Genomic DNA, 17468 nt, shown 5'->3' on the forward strand with positions numbered 1-17468 from the left:
GCAACGCGGTGTGTCATATCAGGCCTGGTCCGTTGTCGGGATCGGGTCGTCGGTTGCGCTTGCGGTCATGGCTTCAAGCCTGTAGCCGCGCTGGTAAATGGTTTTGATCCGGAAACCGTTCTCCGGATTCAGGCCCAGCCGCCGGCGCAGCCGGCTCATGTGGGTATCCACGGTGCGGGTGTTGATGTCCCGGGTCAGGCCCCAGACACGTTCCAGCAGCATTTCCCGGGTCAGCAGCCGTCCCTGGTTCTGGAACAGGAACAGGGTCAGGTCAAAGTCCTTGTCGGTGAGGGTCAGTAGTTCACCATGCAGGAGGATGGAACGCTGCTGGGTATTGATCTCGAACGGGCCGTACCGAAGCACTTCTTTCTCATTGTCCGGATGGGTGCGGCGGGCCAGGGCGTTGATGCGGGCTACCAGCTCAGCTTCACGGGCAGGCTTGGAAAGGTAGTCATCCGCGCCGGCATCCAGCGCACGAACAATGTCCGCCTCGCTGTCTCTCTGGGTCAGGAACACCACGGGTATGGGCCAGTTTAACTGGGCACGGACATTTTCAAGCACGTCAATGCCGGTCATGTCAGGGATCTGCCAATCGAGAATGAGCAGATCGTAGCTACGATGCAGTACCGCGCTCAGAAAAGACTGGCCGGAGGGGAAGCTGTCACAGTGATGCCCGCGCTCTGAGAGAATGGACTGAATGTGCTGTGCCTGTTCATGTTCATCTTCAAGCAGAGCGATGCGCATCAAGCGTCTCCTGAGACTGTTTGATTTTCGGGCCATTATCACAGAACATCGGCTGGCCTTCAGTGTCGTTATGTAGTATTGCGTAAACGAATAGCCGGTGTTCCATTGTCGTCATCAACTGTTTGTCGGCAGGCGGGAAAATTACTGCAGCCCCAGAACCAGCCTTTTTTCCCTTTGCGCCGAACCAGTGGCGAGAAACAGTGGGGGCAGGGTACGGGTTTCTGGCTGGTGCCGTCGGTAGGCGCCTCGTCTTCCAGCGGGCGCGTACCGTTGCAATCCGGGAAACGGGTGCAGGCCCAGAACCGGCCGAACTTGCCGTCCCGTTCACGCATGGGCGTGCGGCATTTAGGACAGTGGGGAGAGGCTGGCTGATCTGTCCCTGGTTCTCCCGGTGCGCCCATGGGGGCGTTGACGAAGCCCCGAATCTGCTCTTTCAGGCCCTCCAGGAATTTTCTCGGATCGCCTTCTCCGCGCCGAATCGTTTCCAGCGCAGCTTCCCAGACCGCGGTCATATCCGGTTTGCTGACGGTTTCCGGTAGCGAGCCAATCAGCGCCTTGCCCTTGCCCGTGGCTTTGATGTGGCGACTGTCGCGGTACAGGTAGTCGCGCTTGAACAGGGTGTCGATGATCGCCGCGCGGGTCGCCTCCGTTCCGAGGCCGTCGGTTTCACGCAGGGTCTTGCGCAACTCTGCATCGGTGACAAAGCGGGCGATATTGGTCATCGCGGACAGCAGCGTGGCGTCCGTGAAGTGCTGGGGCGGCTGGGTTTTCTGTTCCCGGATGCTGGTTTGATCGCACAGTATCGGCTCGTCTTTCTCCAGCCGTGGCAGCGGTGCTTTCTGCGGCTCCTTCCGACCTTCCCGGAGACGGATCTCCAGGGCTTTCCAGCCGGGGGTCAGCACCGCGGTTTCCGTGGCGCGGAAACGATGTTCGCCAATGGTAACGGTCAAACGGCCTTCCCGGTGGACAGCGTCGGCGCTGAACTGCATCAGGTAGTAGCGACTGATCAGACCGTAGATTTTTTCTTCCGCCGCCGTCAGTTTGCCGTTGGAGGCTGATCGGCTGGTCGGAATGATGGCGTGGTGGGCGTCAACCTGCTTGTCATTCCAGGCGGCAGTGCGCCGGGAGAGGTCGGCCCGGTCACAGGCCGGGGTCAGTTCGGGTGACACCTTGCCGATCGCGCGTACCACGCTTTCCCGCTGCCCGTAATGCCCTTCTGGCAGGTAGCGGCAATCGGACCGGGGGTAGGTAATCAGCTGGTGTCGCTCGTACAGGTTCTGGGCGGTATCCAGTACATCTTTGGCACCCATGCGGAACAGGCGGCCGGCTTCAATCTGCAGGGCAGAGAGTGACAGCGGGAGCGGGGGTGCCTCGTTGCGGTCGCGGAAGCGGGATTCGGTAACGCGACCGGGGCGGCCTTCCACAGCTGCGGCAATCTGCTCGGCTGTCGCTTTGTCGAGCAACCTGTCTTCTTCATCCAGGTGTTCACGAAACGCTTCATCCGCAAGCCAGCGGGCAGTGAACGATGCCGGATCGCTGTCCGGTTCCAGCCCGTGGCACGTTGCTTCAATGCGGTAGTAGGGCTTGGGCTCAAAACTCTCAATGGTGTTGTCGCGTTCCACCACCAGCCCGAGTACCGGCGTTTGTACCCGGCCCACCGAATAGACACCCTGCTGGCCCTGCTGTTGGTAGCTGAGGGTGTAATAGCGGGTCAGGTTGATGCCGTACAGCCAGTCGGCCCGTTGCCTGGCCAGGGCCGAGTGCGACAGCCGGCGATAGTCGCGATTGTCTTTGGGTGTCTGGATGGCTTTGGCAACGGCTGCGGGTGTCAGGTCGTTGATCAGTATCCGCTGGACCGGGCAGGTAGCGCCGAAATAGCGGATCACTTCGTCGACCAGCAACTGGCCTTCGCGGTCGGGGTCGCCGGCGTGGACGATGGTGTCTGCCTGGCGAATCAGGGATTCCAGCACATTGAGCTGCTGGCGAACGCTGTCCTTCGGGGTAACTTCCCAGCGCTCTGGCACCAGGGGCAGATCTTCCTGCCGCCACTTCTTCCAGCGAGGGTCGTATTGTGCCGGCTCCGCCGGTTCCAGCAGGTGACCGATGCACCAGCTGACGGTGACCGCATTGTCGCCCTGGCCACAGCGAATCCAGCCCGGACCTTTCTGGTGCGGAGCGGGCAGGGAGGCAGCAATGGCGCGGCCCAGACTGGGTTTTTCGGCGATGTAAAGATGCATGGTTTCGGGTGCGTTCGGATTGGGAGGGGAAGATGGCCTTTTGGCATGGGTGTGTCAAGGTTCTTGCCCTGTGTAGTATGCTGCAGTTATGGAAAGTTAAGGAGTTACAACGGTTATGAAGATTCAGAACGCGATCGAGGAAAAACTGTCACGGGCTTTTGCGGTAAACCACCTGCAGGTGGAAAACGAAAGCCACAAGCACAGTGTGCCGCCGAACTCCGAAACCCACTTCAAGGTTACCCTGGTGTCTGCGGATTTTGATGGGCAGATGAAGGTAAAAAGGCACCAGGCAATCTACAAGGTATTGGCGGATGAACTGGCGGGTGAGGTTCATGCGCTGGCCTTGCATCTATACTCTCCCCAGGAGTGGGTGGATTCCGGTCAATCGGCGCCGGAGTCACCAAATTGTATGGGCGGTTCCAAAAAGGATCCGGCCATGAAGTCAGGAGCGAGTCAATGAGCCAGTTTTTCCAGATTCACCCGGAAACGCCGCAGAAGCGGCTGGTCAAGCAGGCGGTGGATATCCTTCGCAATGGTGGGGTGATCGTCTACCCCACGGATTCGGCCTATGCCATTGGCTGTCATCTCGGAGACAAGCAGGCGGCGGACCGGATCAAGCGGATTCGCAAGCTGGATGACAGGCACAATTTCACCCTGATGTGCCGGGATCTGTCGGACATCGGTGTGTATGCCAAGGTGGGCAATACCCAGTATCGGTTGCTCAAGACCTTCACGCCGGGCCCCTACACCTTCATTCTGGATGCCACCAGCGAAGTGCCGCGCAGATTGTTGCACCCAAAGCGTCGCACCATCGGGTTGAGGGTGCCGGATAATCCCATTGTGCAGGCGTTGCTGGGAGAGCTGGGTGAGCCGATCATGAGCAGCACCCTGATCCTGCCGGGCGAGACCGATCCCATGACAGACCCCTACGAGATCCGCGAAACCCTCGAGCATGAGCTGGATCTGATTATCGACGGCGGGTTCTGTGGCTTTGAGGCGACAACGGTGGTGAACATGACCGATGACGTGCCCGAAGTCACCCGGACCGGGAAAGGGGATCCGGCGCCATTCCAGATTTGATGTGCTCAAAGTAAGGCCGGAATACCGGCCTTACTTGTATCCGGAGCCGCGTCAGGCGCGGGTATTGAAACTGAAAGCGTAGTGTTTGCGGTGGCCGGCGGCCTCCACCTGCTCCGCGCCGACGGATTTACGTAGGGTGTCGTAACGGTGTACCAGGTCCTGCAGGCCGTTGAACTGCTGGTTGTCGCTGACCATGGTGTCCAGCAGGGAGTTGTTGACCCCGTAAGCCTTGTTAAGTTTGAGCGCATTGTCCACGAAATGCAGGGTGGGTTCGTTCACGCTCAGGCGGTTGAAGGCTTCACGAAACCCTTTGTTGTGGTTTAAGTCCTGCTCAATCTGACCGCGTTTTGCCTCCGGCAGTTTTCCGTCAACCTGAACGTTTCCGCTGTCGTCCCTTGTGACGTTAATGGCCGTTGCCGGATGCATTCCGTATTCGGCAAGTTTGTGCCGCAGGGTTTCCCGCACAAAGGCAAGGTCCTGCCCCACAGTTTGCTTATAATCGGTGACCGACAGCTTCCTCGATTTCAGCGCTGCCAGGTCCGGGTTTTCCGGAGCGGAGCGGGTAAACCGGTCATCGGTGGGCGATGCCGGCTGCTCTGCAGCTGCCGCGCCAGCGGCCTTGCCCGGGTGCTGGTCACCGGTTGCCGCAGGGCGCTTTTCCATGGCGGTCTGGAATTGGGTGCTGGCTTTTATCAGTGATGTAAGCAGCGACACGGCTGTCTTCCTCCCATCGTCACGGCTGGTCTGTGACAGAATTCGAACGTATGGATTGGGTTTCTGCACAAATCGGGCCAATCGAGTCATCTTGTGCTAGCTACCGAATGGTTCACTAAGCCGCCGATTGAACGTAGAGTTAGCAGCCAGATTCGTTGATCCGCTGGAAAGGAATGTCATGCCCCGTTTTCTTCACACCGCAGACTGGCAGATGGGCCGCTACTACAGCCGATTTGATAACGACGACGCGGTCGCGCTGGCGGAAGCCCGGTTTACCGCCATTGAACGGCTGGCCCGGCTGGCCAGCGATGAGCAATGCGATGCGGTTCTGGTAGCGGGGGATGTGTTTGATGCCCAGACCGTGGCGGATCGGACCATTCGCCGGGTGTTCAATGCCATGTCTGGTTTTACCGGTCCCTGGGTGATGCTGCCCGGTAATCACGATGCCGCCCTGGCGGAAAGTGTATGGACCCGTGCCCGCCGCCTCAACGCAGTGCCGGATAATGTCCATCTGGCCCTGGAGCCCGGCGTTGTTGAGCTGAAGGAGCAGGGGCTGGCCGTTCTGGCCGCCCCCCTGACCCAGCGGCATACCCACAGTGACCTCACCGAGAACTTTGATCATCTGGAAACGCTCCCGGAACTGGTGCGCGTCGGTCTGGCCCATGGCAGCGTCCAGGGCCTGCTGGCGGACGATATCGATTCGGCCAACCCGATTGCCGCCGACCGGACCGCGCAGGCAAACCTGGATTATCTTGCCCTGGGTGACTGGCACGGCGTGAAACAGATCAATACTCGCACCTGGTACAGCGGTACTCCGGAACCGGAGCGTTTCCGTAATAATGAGGCTGGCGTGGCGCTCGTCGTGGATATCACCGGCCCGGGAGCGGAACCGGAAGTCACCCGCCATCGCGTTGGTCAGTTTGAGTGGGTGCAGTGGCGGGAACATCTCAGTGTGGCCACGGATCTGGATGAACTGCTGCAGAGGCTGGAAGACCTGCCGGCACCGGCGGTGGTTGACATACGGCTGTCCGGCGAAGTGGACCTGGCCGGCGAGCAGAAACTTCTCCACGCCCTTTCCGTGGCTGAAGCCCGGCATCGAAGCGTGCAGTGCGATCGCAGCCAACTGGCCCTCCAGCCCACGGATGAAGATATTGCCGAACTCAATGCCGATGGCTATCTGGGCGAGGTGATTGGTGACCTGAGAGAGCAACAGGAAAGTGCCGATGACGATAAGGCCGCCACATCGCGGGACGCGCTGGCGATTCTGACCAGCCTGCTGCGGGATCGCATCGAACCGGTGTCCGAAAGCGCCGGGGAGGGCCAGCCATGAAACTGCAGCGTCTTCGCATTGAACAGTTGCGACAGTTCCGGCAACCCCTGGAACTGGCTGAACTTGGGCCGGGCCTTAATCTTATTCATGGCCCCAATGAGTCCGGCAAGAGTACGCTGGTGCGAGCCATTCGTGCCGCCTTTTTTGAACGCCACCGGTCCAGCAGTGTGGATGACCTCAGACCCTGGGGCGATTCATCGGCAGCGCCGTCCGTGGAGCTGGACTTTGAATGCCAGGGCGTTCAGTGGCAGCTCAGGAAGCGGTTCCTGCAGCAGAAACGCTGCGACCTCCAGGTAGCCGGCGAGAGTTACTCCGGAGAAGAGGCGGAGGACAAGCTGGCGGACCTGTTGGGCTTTCAATTCGCCTCCCGTGGCGCCAGCCAGGATAAGCATTGGGGAATCCCGGGTCTGTTATGGGTAGAGCAGGGCAGCGGGCAGAATGTTCACGATGCCGTTGCCTACGCCGGTGATCACCTGAAATCAGCCCTGAACAGCCTGCTGGGCGAAGTGGCCAGCAGTGGCGGGGACGATGTCATCCAGCAGGTGCAGGCCCAGCGCGCTGAATTGTTGACAGCCACCGGTAAGCCCCGGGGTGATTATGCCCGTCTGGGCGAGGAACAAAGCGAACTGGCCGCCGAACTGGAAGCCCTCGACGAGCGGGTGGCGCACTATCAATCCATGGTTGACCGGCTGGGAGAGCTGCGCCAGCGTTATCAGCGCAATGAGCAGGAGCGTCCCTGGGAAGCCGCCCGCCAGAACTATCAGAAGGCGGAGAACCGTTTCCGGGAAATAGAACAGTGGCAACAGGAGCAGAAGCGGGAACAGCAGGCGCTGGATGACTGCCGGCAGAATCTCCAGCTGTTGCGCCAGCAACACCAGCAATCCCAAATGGCCGCCCGCAAGCTGACGGAACGGGAGCAGACGCTGGCACACTGCATAGAGACCGTGAATACCCTGAAGACCAGGGAAGAGCAGGTGACGGTTGCCCAGCAGCAGGCCAGGCAGGCTTACGACAAGGCGCGTGAACAGGTGCGGGTGGCGAAGGAGCAGGAACAGCGCAACCGTCTGGACAACGATATCAAACAGTTGCAGCAGCAACTGGAAGCGCTTGGTCAAAACCTGGAGAAGGCCCGCGCCCATCAGGCCGAGCTTCAGGAAACCCGCAACCAGCAACAGGCCAACCCTCTTGATCTGGAAGCGCTGGAAACCCTCAGGAAAACCCAGCGCCAACTGGAGCAGGAGCGGGTTCGATCACAGACCATTGCCACCCGCCTGCATTACGCCCTGGAGGAAGGTCAGGCGGTAACACTGAACGGGGAATCCGTTCGGGGAGAGGGCGATGCACTGCTGCTGGAAGCCACGACCCTGGCATTACCCGGTATCGGCGAGCTGACGATTACGCCCGGCGGTGACGACCTCGCCCGGGTTCAGCGCCAGTTGGAGCGGCTACAGGAAAGTTATAACAGCCAGCTCAGGTCCATGAAGGTGGAGTCCCTCGAACAGGCGGGAAAACTGGCCGAGCAGCAGGCGCAACGCAAGGAAACCATCCAGCGCCTGGAGGCTTTGCTGGCATCCATTGCGCCCCAGGGTGTGGACGTATTGGAGGGGCAGCAACAGGAACTCGCCAGACGGCTGGAACAACTGCAGTCGGAGCAGAAAACGCTGTCGGATATTCCGGGGGAACCGGTGTCCCTGACCAGTGCGGAAGCGGCACTGGAACTGGCGGAACAGCAATTGCGGGAGGCGGATGGTAACCTTCAGGAACACAGTAAGCAACTGTTCGCCGCCACCCAGGCGCTGGAGAATGCACAAGCCGAATGGCAACAACTGAAAGGCGAACTGGACAACCCGGAACGCCAGGCGGCCGAGCAATCCCTCCAGACCCAAATTGCCGAAACCGGGGAGCGGGAAACGCGCCTGCAACAGTCCGTCAGCAGACGGCAGGAACAGATTGACGAAGCGCGCCCGGAGTTGTTGCAACAGGACATGGCTCGCTTCAAAGCCAGCGCCGAACAATTGGAGCGCAGCCACCAGCAGGAAGCCCTGGAGCTGACCAGCCTTGAAAGCAAACTGGAAAGCCAGGGCGCCGAAGGGCTGGAGGAGCAAAGAGAGGAACTGGCGGCGCGGCTGGAGCATGTGGTTCGCCGCTACTCTGAGTTGCATCGGCGCGCGGAAGCCCTGAAATTGCTGCTCGCGCTCCTGCAGGAAAAGCGCCAGGCGCTGACCCGCCGCCTCCAGGCGCCGCTGCAAAAACATCTGAACCACTATCTGGGCGTGCTGTTCCCCAAGGCCAACCTGGACGTGGACGATAACCTGATGCCCGGCCAGTTAACCCGCACCGGCCAACAGGGCCAGGAAACCGGGGATGTCCTTGAACTGAGCTTCGGCGCCCGGGAACAGATGGGGCTGATCAGCCGCCTGGCCTACGCGGATCTGCTGCGAGAAGCCGGCCGTCCGACCCTGATCATCCTCGACGACACCCTGGTGCACAGCGATCGCCAGCGCCTGGACCAGATGAAGCGCATCCTGTTTGACGCCGCCAGCCGGCATCAGGTGCTGCTGTTTACCTGCCACCCGGAAAACTGGCAGGACCTCGGCGTGGCGCCCAGGGATCTTGAAGCGTTGAAAACCGCCGATTAAACAATCGTCAAATCTTGCAAAATACTGCCGGAAATTTGTTGCATAGACTACTCTCACTTACAGGTGTATCGATTATGTAACCGGGGGCCGCTTCGGCCCACTGGTTTATGAGTGAGTTCAGGAAGACGCGAAAGGATGTCAGGTGAACCGAGATTGTTCATCTGTTCGCGCCGGCCGGTACAAAAGGGAGTACTTGCTGTGGTCAAAACAACAACTGCCGGAATTCTGGCAATCGTATGCGCATGGGGTTTAACCGCTTGCGGTGGTGGCGGAGGCGGGAGTAGCAGTAGCGGCGACCGCACCGAAACCCAGCGCCCTTCCGACGCTGATATTTCTGTCGATCCCGATGGCTATGCAGACCGACAGGTGGCCATCAGCGGCGAGGCAGACACTGATAAAATTCTCGTACTGTACGACGACGCTGAAAACGCTTACCGCCTGATTGAAGAGGTGGATACAGCGGTAACCTCATCGCCACCCAGTATCTCGGACAATGAACTGACCTACGACTGTGAAAATGGCGGACAGGTTGTCATCACGGTAAACAGCGACGATGTGAGTGACGACGAGCGCTGGCGTTTTAACAACTGCGATCTGAACACACCGACGTTTGACCGTATCGTCCTGAACGGTGATTACGCCTATGTCAACGAAGTCATGAGCAACGGCAATGCCGGTTTTCAGGTGTTTAATATAACCGGGACCGTGGTTGCGGATGGAGACGCCATTGTCGCCAAGGGACTGGATGAGTGGGAGATCGTTGACAATGGCGACGAGCGGACTGAAACCTATCAGACTGACGCGCTGGAGTTCATCATCGGAGACAATTACTTTGCCATCGCTAATGCGCTGACCGAGTTGCAGGTCGATAGCTCAGGTGTGGTTGTCTCGCTCGCGTCCAAGCTCATCGGGTCGGCGATTGGTGGGTATATTGAGATCTCCACACAAAAATCCGTTTTTGTTGCTTCCGGTGAAAGTTGCCCACAGAGTGGTATTATCAGGCTGAATGGAGAGGGTGGAACTTTTGCTGATATCAGGTATTTGGATGATACGGGAACCGGTGATGTGGCAATGATTGTCATTGATAGCAGTGGTGAGGCGGTGCCCTATAACACTTGTGAATCCCTGATTTTCTGACAGATAATCCGACAGCGGGCGTAGAAAATAATCTTCGCCCGCTCCCTTTTCTAAGCAACCTCCCCCGAACACCTCCCCAGCGTCTCAGACGGACACTCCCCAAACAATTGCTTGTAGTCGGCGGAAAACTGGCTGTGATGATAAAAGCCATTGAACGCCGCAATATCCGATACGGATTGTGCGCCTTCCTCCCGCAACATACGCCTGACCCGATTCAGCCTGCTGATCCTCAGGAACTGGAGCGGACTGATCCCGAGTATGCTTTCAAAACTGTACTGAAGCGTGCGCCGGCTGACGCATCCGACTTCACAGAGCGTTGCCATGGTGACGGGCAGATCGTCGACGGTATTGATGTAGGCCTTTATTTTTTCCACCACCGCTTTCCGGTGGGCATAACTTGGCGCAACCGTACGGTTGGGCTTCTCCACAGCGAGTAACTCCAGCACCGCCATGATCAGCAGATCGTGATGAATCTGCCCGTCCAGCCGGCTGGACTCGGTGCGGACAATTCTCCGCAACAAATACTGGATGTTCCGAAGGGTTTGGGCAGGCAGCTTCAGTCTTGGATAGCTTGAGGTATCCAGCACCTTGAGTTCGATGCCCTGGGATTCCGACTGCTGCTCCAGCTCCCGTTGGTGGACCACCAGGCTGAGCATGTCGAAGCTGTCAGGCGTTACCAGCTCAAAATGCCGGCTTCCCGGGCGGCACAGGATGTCTGTGTGATCGGCCTGCTGGCCGTTGATGCGAACGTCCTCGTTCCTGCTCGGAATGCCGAACCAGATGGATTCCGGCCACACCATGCATTGCTGTCTCACGGCATGGCTGGTGTGTTCGATGAAGAGCTGGATGCCATCCAGGTGCAGCTCGTCAATCCTGCCATAGAACCGGCCATTCCCCACCTGGTCGTATTGCTGATGCCAGTTGGTCAGGTTGCCGGCGTGCTCATTGGCATCATCCGCGACCGAAGTGCACCTCTTTGGTGCCTTTTTTTCTTGTTGTTGGTTCATGGGAACTCCGAAAGAGTCGTTTTGTTCCAGCTTGGACCCGCTTTCCGGATTCTGCCAACAGGACTTAGCGCCTAATTCCATACGACTTCCGTGCCCATCGAGGTTTGCCATTTTTCGATAACTCAGTTGTGACAGGAGGATTACAGTGGAATGGACAGCAATATCCGTTCCCCCGGATTGAGTGATTGTTCCGGGGGAACACTGTTAAGGGGCGAAAAAGCACATGGGTTACAAGTACACGTACACATTGGGCACGCGGACCTGGCATTTCAGGAATCTGGCTGACCTGATGGCCAAGGCCACGCCGGCACGCTCCGGTGACCGGCTCGCCGGGGTTATTGCCGAGTCGGCCGAGGAGCGCGTTGTTGCCCAGATGCGCCTGGCCGAGTTGCCGTTGCTGGCGTTTCTTTCCGAGGCGCTGGTGCCCTATGAACAGGATGAGGTGACGCGCCTGATACTGGATACTCACGATTCAGCTGCGTTTGCTCCGGTTGCGCATCTCACCGTTGGGGATTTTCGCAATTGGTTGCTGAGCGATCAGGCCACGCCAGAAGCGCTGGAACGGCTCCGCAGCGGCCTGACGCCGGAAATGGTGGCGGCCGTCAGCAAGCTGATGCGGAACCAGGATCTCATCCTGGTGGCCAAGAAATGCCAGGTGACAACGGCGTTCCGCAACACCATCGGCCTGCCTGGCCACCTCTCAACCCGCCTCCAGCCGAACCACCCGACCGATAACGTGTCGGGCATTGCCGCAAGCCTGCTGGACGGCCTGCTCTATGGCAACGGCGATGCGGTGATCGGCATCAACCCGGCCACGGACAACGTCAGCCAGGCCATCAAGCTGATGGGCCTGATGGATGATGTTATCCAGAAATACGACATTCCCACCCAGTCCTGTGTGCTCACTCACGTTACCAACACCCTGGAGGCCATTGAGCAGGGCGCACCCGTGGACCTGGTGTTCCAGTCCATCGGCGGCACCGAGGCCACCAACAGCAGCTTCGGGTTCAATCTGGCGACGTTGCAGGAGGCCCAGGATGCGGCCCTGTCCCTGAAGCGGGGCACGGTCGGCAACAACGTGATGTATTTCGAGACGGGGCAGGGCAGCTCGCTATCCGCCAACGCCCACCACGGTCTTGACCAGCAGACCTGTGAAGCCAGGGCCTACGCCGTGGCGCGGCGTTTTGATCCTTTGCTGGTCAACACCGTCGTCGGGTTTATCGGGCCGGAGTACCTGTTCGATGGCAAGGAAATCACCCGGGCGGGACTGGAGGACCACTTCTGCGGCAAGTTGCTGGGCGTGCCCATGGGGTGCGACATTTGTTACACCAACCACGCCGAAGCCGACCAGAACGATATGGACAACCTGCTGACCTTGCTGGGGGTCGCCGGTTGCACGTTCATCATGGGCATTCCCGGCTCCGACGACATCATGCTGAATTACCAGACCACCTCCTTCCATGACGCCCTTTACGCCCGCCGTGTCCTGGACCTGAAGCCGGCCCCCGAATTCGAGGATTGGCTGGTTCGCATGAAGATCTTCGAAAGCACCTCCCGTTATGAACCGAGCAGGCAGTTACCAGACCTGTTCAAGACGCCATTGAAGGGCCTCACCCGGGAGGCCGGTCATGAGTGAGCACAAGCCGATTGTGACCGGCAATGTCTGGAGGGTGTTGCGCCAGTTCACTGACGCCAGGATTGGTCTCGGCAGAGCCGGTGTCAGCCTGCCTACCCACGAACTCCTCAAGTTCCAGCTGGCCCACGCCCAGGCGAGGGATGCCGTCCACTTTCCTCTGGATGTGGAGCGTCTGGTGGACGATCTGGCCGAATCATCAACGGCATTACCTGAGAAGTCTCCGCTGCGGCTCAAAAGCCAGGCGGAAGATCGACTGACCTATCTACAGCGCCCGGATCTCGGGCGGTGCCTGTCCCAGGAATCTGCGGAGTGCCTCGCTGGGCATCGAGCCAGCGATCCGGGTGAGTCAGACATCGCCATCGTGATTGTCGATGGCCTGTCGTCATCCGCCATCCAGAATAATGCAGTGCCCATGGTCACGCAGTTTCTCAGGGATCTTGAGGACAACTCAGGGGATTGGCGACTGGCGCCCCTGACCATTGTTGAGCAGGGGCGGGTGGCCATCGGTGACCAGATTGGTGAATGCCTGGGAGCCAGCGTGGTGGTTGTCCTGATCGGCGAGCGCCCCGGTCTCAGCTCTCCCGACAGCCTGGGGATTTACCTCACCTGGGGCCCCGAGAGTGGGTTAAGCGACGCGCGCCGCAATTGCATCTCCAACGTGCGGCCTGCGGGTTTGAGTTTTGAACATGCCAGCCAACGCCTCCTCTATCTGATGCGTGAAGCAAGACGGCTCGGGATTTCCGGAGTCGGTCTCAAGGATCGGACAGAAGAGGTGGTGATCGAGAAAACCGCGAATAACAAAAACTTCCTCACGGATAACTGATGAACTTACCTGGAGAACGCAGATGACAACGAGCAACGTAGACAAGGATTATCTGGCCAAGCGCCAGTTAAAGAAAGGCACGGCCGGCTGGGTACTGCTGGCGGGGCTGGGTGTTTCTTACGTCATTTCCGGCGACTTTGCCGGCTGGAACTTTGGTATCGGTGAAGCCGGCTGGGGTGGCTTTGCCATTGCCGCGGCGCTGATGGCCGTGATGTATTTCGCACTGGTGCTTTCGCTGGCGGAGATGTCGGCCTCGATTCCGGTAGCCGGGGGCGGCTATAGCTTTGCCCGGCACGCCATGGGGCCGGCGGGCGGATACCTGACCGGGCTGGCGGTTTTGATTGAATACGCCCTGGCGCCCGCGGCCATCGTCATCTTCATCGGCGCCGCGGTAGAGGAACTGCTGGGCATCAACGGGCCCTGGGTCTATGCCCTGTTCTATGCGGTGTTCGTCGGTATTCACCTTGCCGGCGTGGGTGAGGCGCTCAAGGTGATGATGGTGATCAGCGGGCTGGCCGTGGTAGCTATCATCGCCACTGCAGTGGCCCTTGTTGGCGATTTTGATACCGCCAACCTCTTCAATATCGCACCCACGGATGCCGCCGGCGCCAGCGAGTTCCTGCCGTTCGGCTGGTACGGGGTCTGGGCAGCGCTTCCGTTTGGTATGTGGCTGTTTCTGGCCGTTGAAGGTGTTCCCCTGGCAGCGGAAGAATCCAAGGACCCGGCGCGGGATATGCCCAGGGGCATCATCGGGGCGATGATTTTTCTGCTCTTCACCGCCACACTGGTGGTGTTCCTGCTGGCAGGGGCGGCCGGTGCCGATCTGATTGGTGCAAGTGGTGTTCCCCTGGTGGACGCCCTCAAAGCCACCGGCAGCGGGAATCTTGCTACCTTTATCAACATGCTGGGTCTGATGGGGCTGATTGCCTCCTTCTTCTCTATCATTTATGGCTACAGCCGGCTGGTGTTTGCACTCTCCCGCGCAGGCTACTTGCCCAAGGTCCTGTCACTGACCAGCGAGCGCAAGGCGCCAAAGTGGGCGTTGATCGTGCCCGGTGTGTTCGGCTTCCTGGTGTCGCTGACCGGGGAAGGGGATTTGATCCTGGGCATGGCCGTGGTCGGAGCGACCATCTCCTACGCCCTGATGGCCGGCAGCCACATCCTGCTGCGCCTGAACCGGCCGGACCTGCCGCGCCCCTACAAAACGCCCGGTGGCATCTTCACCTCGTCATTGGCACTGGTGCTGTCGCTGATCGCCATGACGGGTGTCTACGCTTTCGATCCGCGTGCCTTCAACTACACGCTGGTGTTGTTTGTGGTCGGCGCTGTTTACTACTTTGCCTATGGCAAGAACAAGCTTGTCGCCAAGACAGCGGATGAAGAACTGGCTCTGATTCTGGATGCGGAATCGGATCTGGAGGAAGACAGTGCAGGGGAGGTGCCACCCAAGGCTGCCGAGGCCTGAACGCCATGAGCCCCGGGGTGCTGCCTGTAGTGGCGGGCGCCCCGGGCCCATGAATGACAGAGACCTTTACCAGGCCAGCCAGATCACGTGGCGTGCACCTTTGCCGGGACGCAAGGCTCGCACCGTAACCGGTTCCACGGCAAACCCGGCACGGCGGAGCCTTTCGGTAAAGGCGTGCTCGGGTCCCGCGGACCAATAGGCCAGGATGCCGTCCGGACGCAGGGATTTCTGGGCGGCGGCAATGCCCGCAGGGGAGTAGATCCAATTGTTTTCCTTACGGGTCAGTCCTTCCGGGCCGTTGTCCACATCCAGCAGGATGGCATCCCAGTCGCCATCGCCATCCCTGAGCAACTCCGCCACATCGCCAACGTGAACGCTGGCCCTTGGGTCATTCAACGGGAACCCGGCTGCAGCCCCCAGCGGCCCCCGGTTCCAGGTTTCCACTTCGGGCACCAGTTCGGCCACCGTTACCCGGGCATCATCATTCAGCGATGACAGCGCCGCTGCCAATGTAAATCCCATGCCGAGCCCGCCAATCAACACGCGGGGCTCTGGTTGCCCGTTGATACGCTCACAGGCAAGCGTGGCCAGGGCATCCTCGGAGCCGTGTATCCGGCTGTTCATCAGTTCACCGGTGGTACCGGCAATCTTGATGGAGAATTCATCATTGCGTTGCAGCAGGCGTAGCTGAGTTCCCTTGCCGGGAATGGTTGCGGTGCCGATTTCGTTGAAGCGAGCCATTTGGGGTTCCGGGTAGCAAAGTCGGACCAGCATCTTAACGCATTGATGGCCGGTATAGGTTCCGATTGGCCCTAAAACGGGGGTATTTAATCGTTTTACTCCAAACTTAGTGCGTCAGCGAACCGACAGGCCAACGCCTTACGCGTAAGTTGGAAGCTCATCCTGAATCGCCATGTCTCATGACGATTCAGTCTCCTTCTTGAAAATGACGCGGGGAAGGGAAAGCTGTGATGAAGCGGTTACACAGGACATTTTGTCCGACCATAACACCCGATTCGCAGGAGAATCTTATGAAAAAACTACATTCCTTAGCCTTTTATGCACTGGTCACACCGACTATAGCGTTAGGTTCAGGTGCTGTGCTTGCGGAACAATCTGGATACAAGGATGTTGATAAGGAACAGCAGAGCGCTCAGCCTGACCAGGACGCCATGGAATCTACCACCAGTACTGCGCAAAGCGACCAAAAAACGGGCGACCAGTCCAGCATGCAGAACCAGGGCTATTTAGCCTCTGCTCCGGCTAATGGCATGCAGGCAAGCGACCTGATTGGTGCTGACGTTAAAACCACTGGTGATGAGGATGTGGGCGCGGTGAGCGATCTGATTATTGATCAGAACGGTCAGGTCGTGGCTGTTGTCGTCGGCGTCGGCGGATTCCTGGGCATGGGTGAAAAAGACGTAGCCATTGGCTGGGATGACGTAACGAAATTGGGCGCTTCTGATGAGCAGGATCTGCGGATTGACCTGACCCGTGAGGATCTGGAAGGTGCGCCTGAGTTTGAAAGACAGGAGTGAGTTCCAGTAACTCCATTCTAGTGGAATGAATAAACGGCAGGGGCGAAAGCCTCTGCCGTTTTCATGCTCGGCCGGTACACATTCTTACCAGATGCCAACACGCGGAATCCGTCAGTGCTTCGGTTTCAGCATGTCGTCGCGCAGGTTTTCCGCCCGTGCGGCGCCGATTGCGGTTTCAACCGACTTCACTTCCTCCGGGGGCGGCAGGACTGCCGGCAAACCGAGCGATTCGACCCACAATTCGCGGGTGAATCCCTTCGTGTGGTAGAGGTGATGGTCTTCTTCCTGCCCCACCGCTTCGAACGCGGTTTTTAGCGCACCGGTTGCATCCCCCTGGCCGTGTTCGGCCAGATGCCCGATCAGTTCCCAGTTCTGATGGTCCTTGGTTTCTGCCAGGACCACGCACTCGCCGGCCACAAGTTGAGCGTCTGCGGCACTGCCCTTCGACTTGGCCATTTTCATTGCCGCGACCAGCGAATCTCCGATGTGTGCTACCACTTCCCGACCGGGGGTTACGGTGTCCGGATTCAGTCCCAGTTCCTCCAACACCTTCAGCAGTATCTGCTCGTGGGTGCGTGTCTGTTCAAGGTACTCCTCCCATTCACCTTTCAGGTCTTCGTTCTGCACACATGACAGCGCGGTTTCGTAGATCTTTATACCTCCGCGCTCGGTTTCGAGAGCCTGATACAACAACTCGTCCAATTGCTTCTTGATATACCGGTTCCTTTTCATTGATTCCTCCTGAACACTGGTAGGCGACGCGCCAGGGCGGCTGCGTCATTGGGTTCGGTTCAACCATCCGGCCGGTGTCGGCAAGCTGGATCTTGAATGGTAGTCAGCGAAGCCCTGCCGGGTCGGTGCAGTAACCCACATAGCACTGCGGAGTCTTGGCATGGGGTTCGAGAGTGCGGTAACGCACAGTGATCGCAGAACGGCAGGTGTACGCTTCATCCACTGACGCCCGTTGCGTCGAGACTGTTCGGAGGAAGGAATTATGGGCATCACCGTCATGAGCTTCATCGTGTCGCTGATCGGTGCAGTGATACTGCTCGCTATCGTGAGGCTCATACAGCGCGGCTCCGCACGCTAAGGGTGGGGCCAGCCGCGCAGACGGACCG

At 59.1% G+C, this 17468-nt stretch carries 16 protein-coding genes; 10 read left to right on the top strand and 6 right to left on the bottom strand.

Going from position 1 to position 17468, the window contains the following annotated elements; genetic code table 11:
• Nucleotides 1-18: 18 nt before the first annotated feature.
• Together ACJO3M_RS15885 and ACJO3M_RS15890 are read right to left on the bottom strand one after the other, a co-directional pair.
• Nucleotides 19-744 (bottom strand): response regulator transcription factor, encoded by a 726-nt coding sequence (locus tag ACJO3M_RS15885; RefSeq protein WP_407002364.1) that lies wholly within the window; start codon nucleotides 742-744, stop codon nucleotides 19-21.
• A 68-nt stretch (nucleotides 745-812) separates the two neighbouring features.
• The gene (locus tag ACJO3M_RS15890) at nucleotides 813-2981 is read right to left on the bottom strand and encodes a DNA topoisomerase III (RefSeq protein WP_407002365.1); all 2169 of its coding nucleotides are present in this window, start codon (nucleotides 2979-2981) and stop codon (nucleotides 813-815) included.
• 115 nt (nucleotides 2982-3096) lie between these two features.
• Here ACJO3M_RS15890 and ACJO3M_RS15895 point away from each other — a divergent pair, with 115 nt between their 5' ends.
• Both ACJO3M_RS15895 and ACJO3M_RS15900 read left to right on the top strand, forming a co-directional pair.
• Nucleotides 3097-3441, top strand: a complete 345-nt coding sequence (locus ACJO3M_RS15895; protein ID WP_407002366.1) for a BolA family protein — start codon at nucleotides 3097-3099, stop codon at nucleotides 3439-3441.
• Nucleotides 3438-4061: an L-threonylcarbamoyladenylate synthase gene (locus ACJO3M_RS15900; protein ID WP_407002367.1), complete on the top strand. Its 624-nt coding sequence runs from the start codon at nucleotides 3438-3440 to the stop codon at nucleotides 4059-4061. Before ACJO3M_RS15895 ends, ACJO3M_RS15900 begins: the two co-directional genes overlap by 4 nt.
• Nucleotides 4062-4112: 51 nt before the next feature.
• Here the strand turns inward: ACJO3M_RS15900 and ACJO3M_RS15905 are convergent, their stop codons facing one another.
• Nucleotides 4113-4775, bottom strand: a complete 663-nt coding sequence (locus tag ACJO3M_RS15905; RefSeq protein WP_407002368.1) for a hypothetical protein — start codon at nucleotides 4773-4775, stop codon at nucleotides 4113-4115.
• Nucleotides 4776-4953: 178 nt separating this feature from the next.
• On the opposite strand from ACJO3M_RS15905, the gene ACJO3M_RS15910 reads away from it, so the two are divergent.
• From ACJO3M_RS15910 to ACJO3M_RS15920, 3 genes are all read left to right on the top strand, one after another.
• Complete coding sequence (locus ACJO3M_RS15910) at nucleotides 4954-6105, top strand: metallophosphoesterase family protein (protein ID WP_407002369.1); 1152 nt, start codon at nucleotides 4954-4956, stop codon at nucleotides 6103-6105.
• A complete protein-coding gene (locus tag ACJO3M_RS15915) occupies nucleotides 6102-8744 on the top strand; it encodes an AAA family ATPase (RefSeq protein WP_407002370.1) in 2643 nt (880 codons plus the stop codon). Before ACJO3M_RS15910 ends, ACJO3M_RS15915 begins: the two co-directional genes overlap by 4 nt.
• 135 nt (nucleotides 8745-8879) lie before the next feature.
• Entirely contained in the window at nucleotides 8880-9881 is a 1002-nt protein-coding gene (locus ACJO3M_RS15920) for a hypothetical protein (RefSeq protein WP_407002371.1), read from the top strand.
• Between the two features lie 50 nt (nucleotides 9882-9931).
• Here the strand turns inward: ACJO3M_RS15920 and ACJO3M_RS15925 are convergent, their stop codons facing one another.
• Complete coding sequence (locus ACJO3M_RS15925; RefSeq protein WP_407002372.1) at nucleotides 9932-10888, bottom strand: helix-turn-helix domain-containing protein; 957 nt, start codon at nucleotides 10886-10888, stop codon at nucleotides 9932-9934.
• A 223-nt stretch (nucleotides 10889-11111) separates the two neighbouring features.
• On the opposite strand from ACJO3M_RS15925, the gene ACJO3M_RS15930 reads away from it, so the two are divergent.
• From ACJO3M_RS15930 to eat, 3 genes are read left to right on the top strand one after another with little or no spacing between them, the layout of a single operon-like run.
• Nucleotides 11112-12524, top strand: a complete 1413-nt coding sequence (locus ACJO3M_RS15930) for an ethanolamine ammonia-lyase subunit EutB (RefSeq protein WP_407002373.1) — start codon at nucleotides 11112-11114, stop codon at nucleotides 12522-12524.
• Nucleotides 12517-13347 carry an ethanolamine ammonia-lyase subunit EutC gene (gene eutC, locus ACJO3M_RS15935; protein ID WP_407002374.1) on the top strand — a complete coding sequence of 277 codons (831 nt, stop codon included), beginning with the start codon at nucleotides 12517-12519 and terminating at the stop codon, nucleotides 13345-13347. The genes ACJO3M_RS15930 and eutC overlap by 8 nt, the downstream gene beginning before the upstream one ends.
• Nucleotides 13348-13369: 22 nt before the next feature.
• On the top strand, nucleotides 13370-14812 hold the full coding sequence (eat, locus tag ACJO3M_RS15940; protein ID WP_407002375.1) for an ethanolamine permease: 1443 nt from the start codon (nucleotides 13370-13372) through the stop codon (nucleotides 14810-14812).
• A 66-nt stretch (nucleotides 14813-14878) separates the two neighbouring features.
• Here eat and ACJO3M_RS15945 read toward each other — a convergent pair whose 3' ends face one another.
• A complete protein-coding gene (locus ACJO3M_RS15945; protein ID WP_407002376.1) occupies nucleotides 14879-15553 on the bottom strand; it encodes a spermidine synthase in 675 nt (224 codons plus the stop codon).
• A gap of 290 nt (nucleotides 15554-15843) precedes the next feature.
• On the opposite strand from ACJO3M_RS15945, the gene ACJO3M_RS15950 reads away from it, so the two are divergent.
• Nucleotides 15844-16350: a PRC-barrel domain-containing protein gene (locus ACJO3M_RS15950; protein WP_407002377.1), complete on the top strand. Its 507-nt coding sequence runs from the start codon at nucleotides 15844-15846 to the stop codon at nucleotides 16348-16350.
• Nucleotides 16351-16461: 111 nt separating this feature from the next.
• Here the strand turns inward: ACJO3M_RS15950 and ACJO3M_RS15955 are convergent, their stop codons facing one another.
• Entirely contained in the window at nucleotides 16462-17082 is a 621-nt protein-coding gene (locus ACJO3M_RS15955) for a hypothetical protein (protein WP_407002378.1), read from the bottom strand.
• A gap of 262 nt (nucleotides 17083-17344) precedes the next feature.
• Between ACJO3M_RS15955 and ACJO3M_RS15960 the strand changes: the two genes are divergently transcribed.
• Complete coding sequence (locus tag ACJO3M_RS15960) at nucleotides 17345-17440, top strand: GlsB/YeaQ/YmgE family stress response membrane protein (protein WP_407002380.1); 96 nt, start codon at nucleotides 17345-17347, stop codon at nucleotides 17438-17440.
• Nucleotides 17441-17468 lie beyond the last annotated feature (28 nt).

Origin of the sequence: Marinobacter alkalisoli (assembly GCF_045449795.1) — a bacterium.
Taxonomy (GTDB): domain Bacteria; phylum Pseudomonadota; class Gammaproteobacteria; order Pseudomonadales; family Oleiphilaceae; genus Marinobacter.

Bases quoted from the DNA above. Each gene is read 5' to 3' on its own strand.
- ACJO3M_RS15915 (WP_407002370.1), top strand. From the start codon at position 6,102: ATGAAACTGCAGCGTCTTCGCATTGAACAGTTGCGACAGTTCCGGCAA.
- ACJO3M_RS15900 (WP_407002367.1), top strand. From the start codon at position 3,438: ATGAGCCAGTTTTTCCAGATTCACCCGGAAACGCCGCAGAAGCGGCTG.
- ACJO3M_RS15930 (WP_407002373.1), top strand. From the start codon at position 11,112: ATGGGTTACAAGTACACGTACACATTGGGCACGCGGACCTGGCATTTC.
- ACJO3M_RS15920 (WP_407002371.1), top strand. From the start codon at position 8,880: ATGTCAGGTGAACCGAGATTGTTCATCTGTTCGCGCCGGCCGGTACAA.
- ACJO3M_RS15960 (WP_407002380.1), top strand. From the start codon at position 17,345: ATGGGCATCACCGTCATGAGCTTCATCGTGTCGCTGATCGGTGCAGTG.
- ACJO3M_RS15945 (WP_407002376.1), bottom strand. From the start codon at position 15,553: ATGGCTCGCTTCAACGAAATCGGCACCGCAACCATTCCCGGCAAGGGA.
- ACJO3M_RS15885 (WP_407002364.1), bottom strand. From the start codon at position 744: ATGCGCATCGCTCTGCTTGAAGATGAACATGAACAGGCACAGCACATT.
- eat (WP_407002375.1), top strand. From the start codon at position 13,370: ATGACAACGAGCAACGTAGACAAGGATTATCTGGCCAAGCGCCAGTTA.
- ACJO3M_RS15950 (WP_407002377.1), top strand. From the start codon at position 15,844: ATGAAAAAACTACATTCCTTAGCCTTTTATGCACTGGTCACACCGACT.
- ACJO3M_RS15955 (WP_407002378.1), bottom strand. From the start codon at position 17,082: ATGAAAAGGAACCGGTATATCAAGAAGCAATTGGACGAGTTGTTGTAT.
- ACJO3M_RS15910 (WP_407002369.1), top strand. From the start codon at position 4,954: ATGCCCCGTTTTCTTCACACCGCAGACTGGCAGATGGGCCGCTACTAC.
- ACJO3M_RS15895 (WP_407002366.1), top strand. From the start codon at position 3,097: ATGAAGATTCAGAACGCGATCGAGGAAAAACTGTCACGGGCTTTTGCG.
- eutC (WP_407002374.1), top strand. From the start codon at position 12,517: ATGAGTGAGCACAAGCCGATTGTGACCGGCAATGTCTGGAGGGTGTTG.
- ACJO3M_RS15925 (WP_407002372.1), bottom strand. From the start codon at position 10,888: ATGAACCAACAACAAGAAAAAAAGGCACCAAAGAGGTGCACTTCGGTC.
- ACJO3M_RS15890 (WP_407002365.1), bottom strand. From the start codon at position 2,981: ATGCATCTTTACATCGCCGAAAAACCCAGTCTGGGCCGCGCCATTGCT.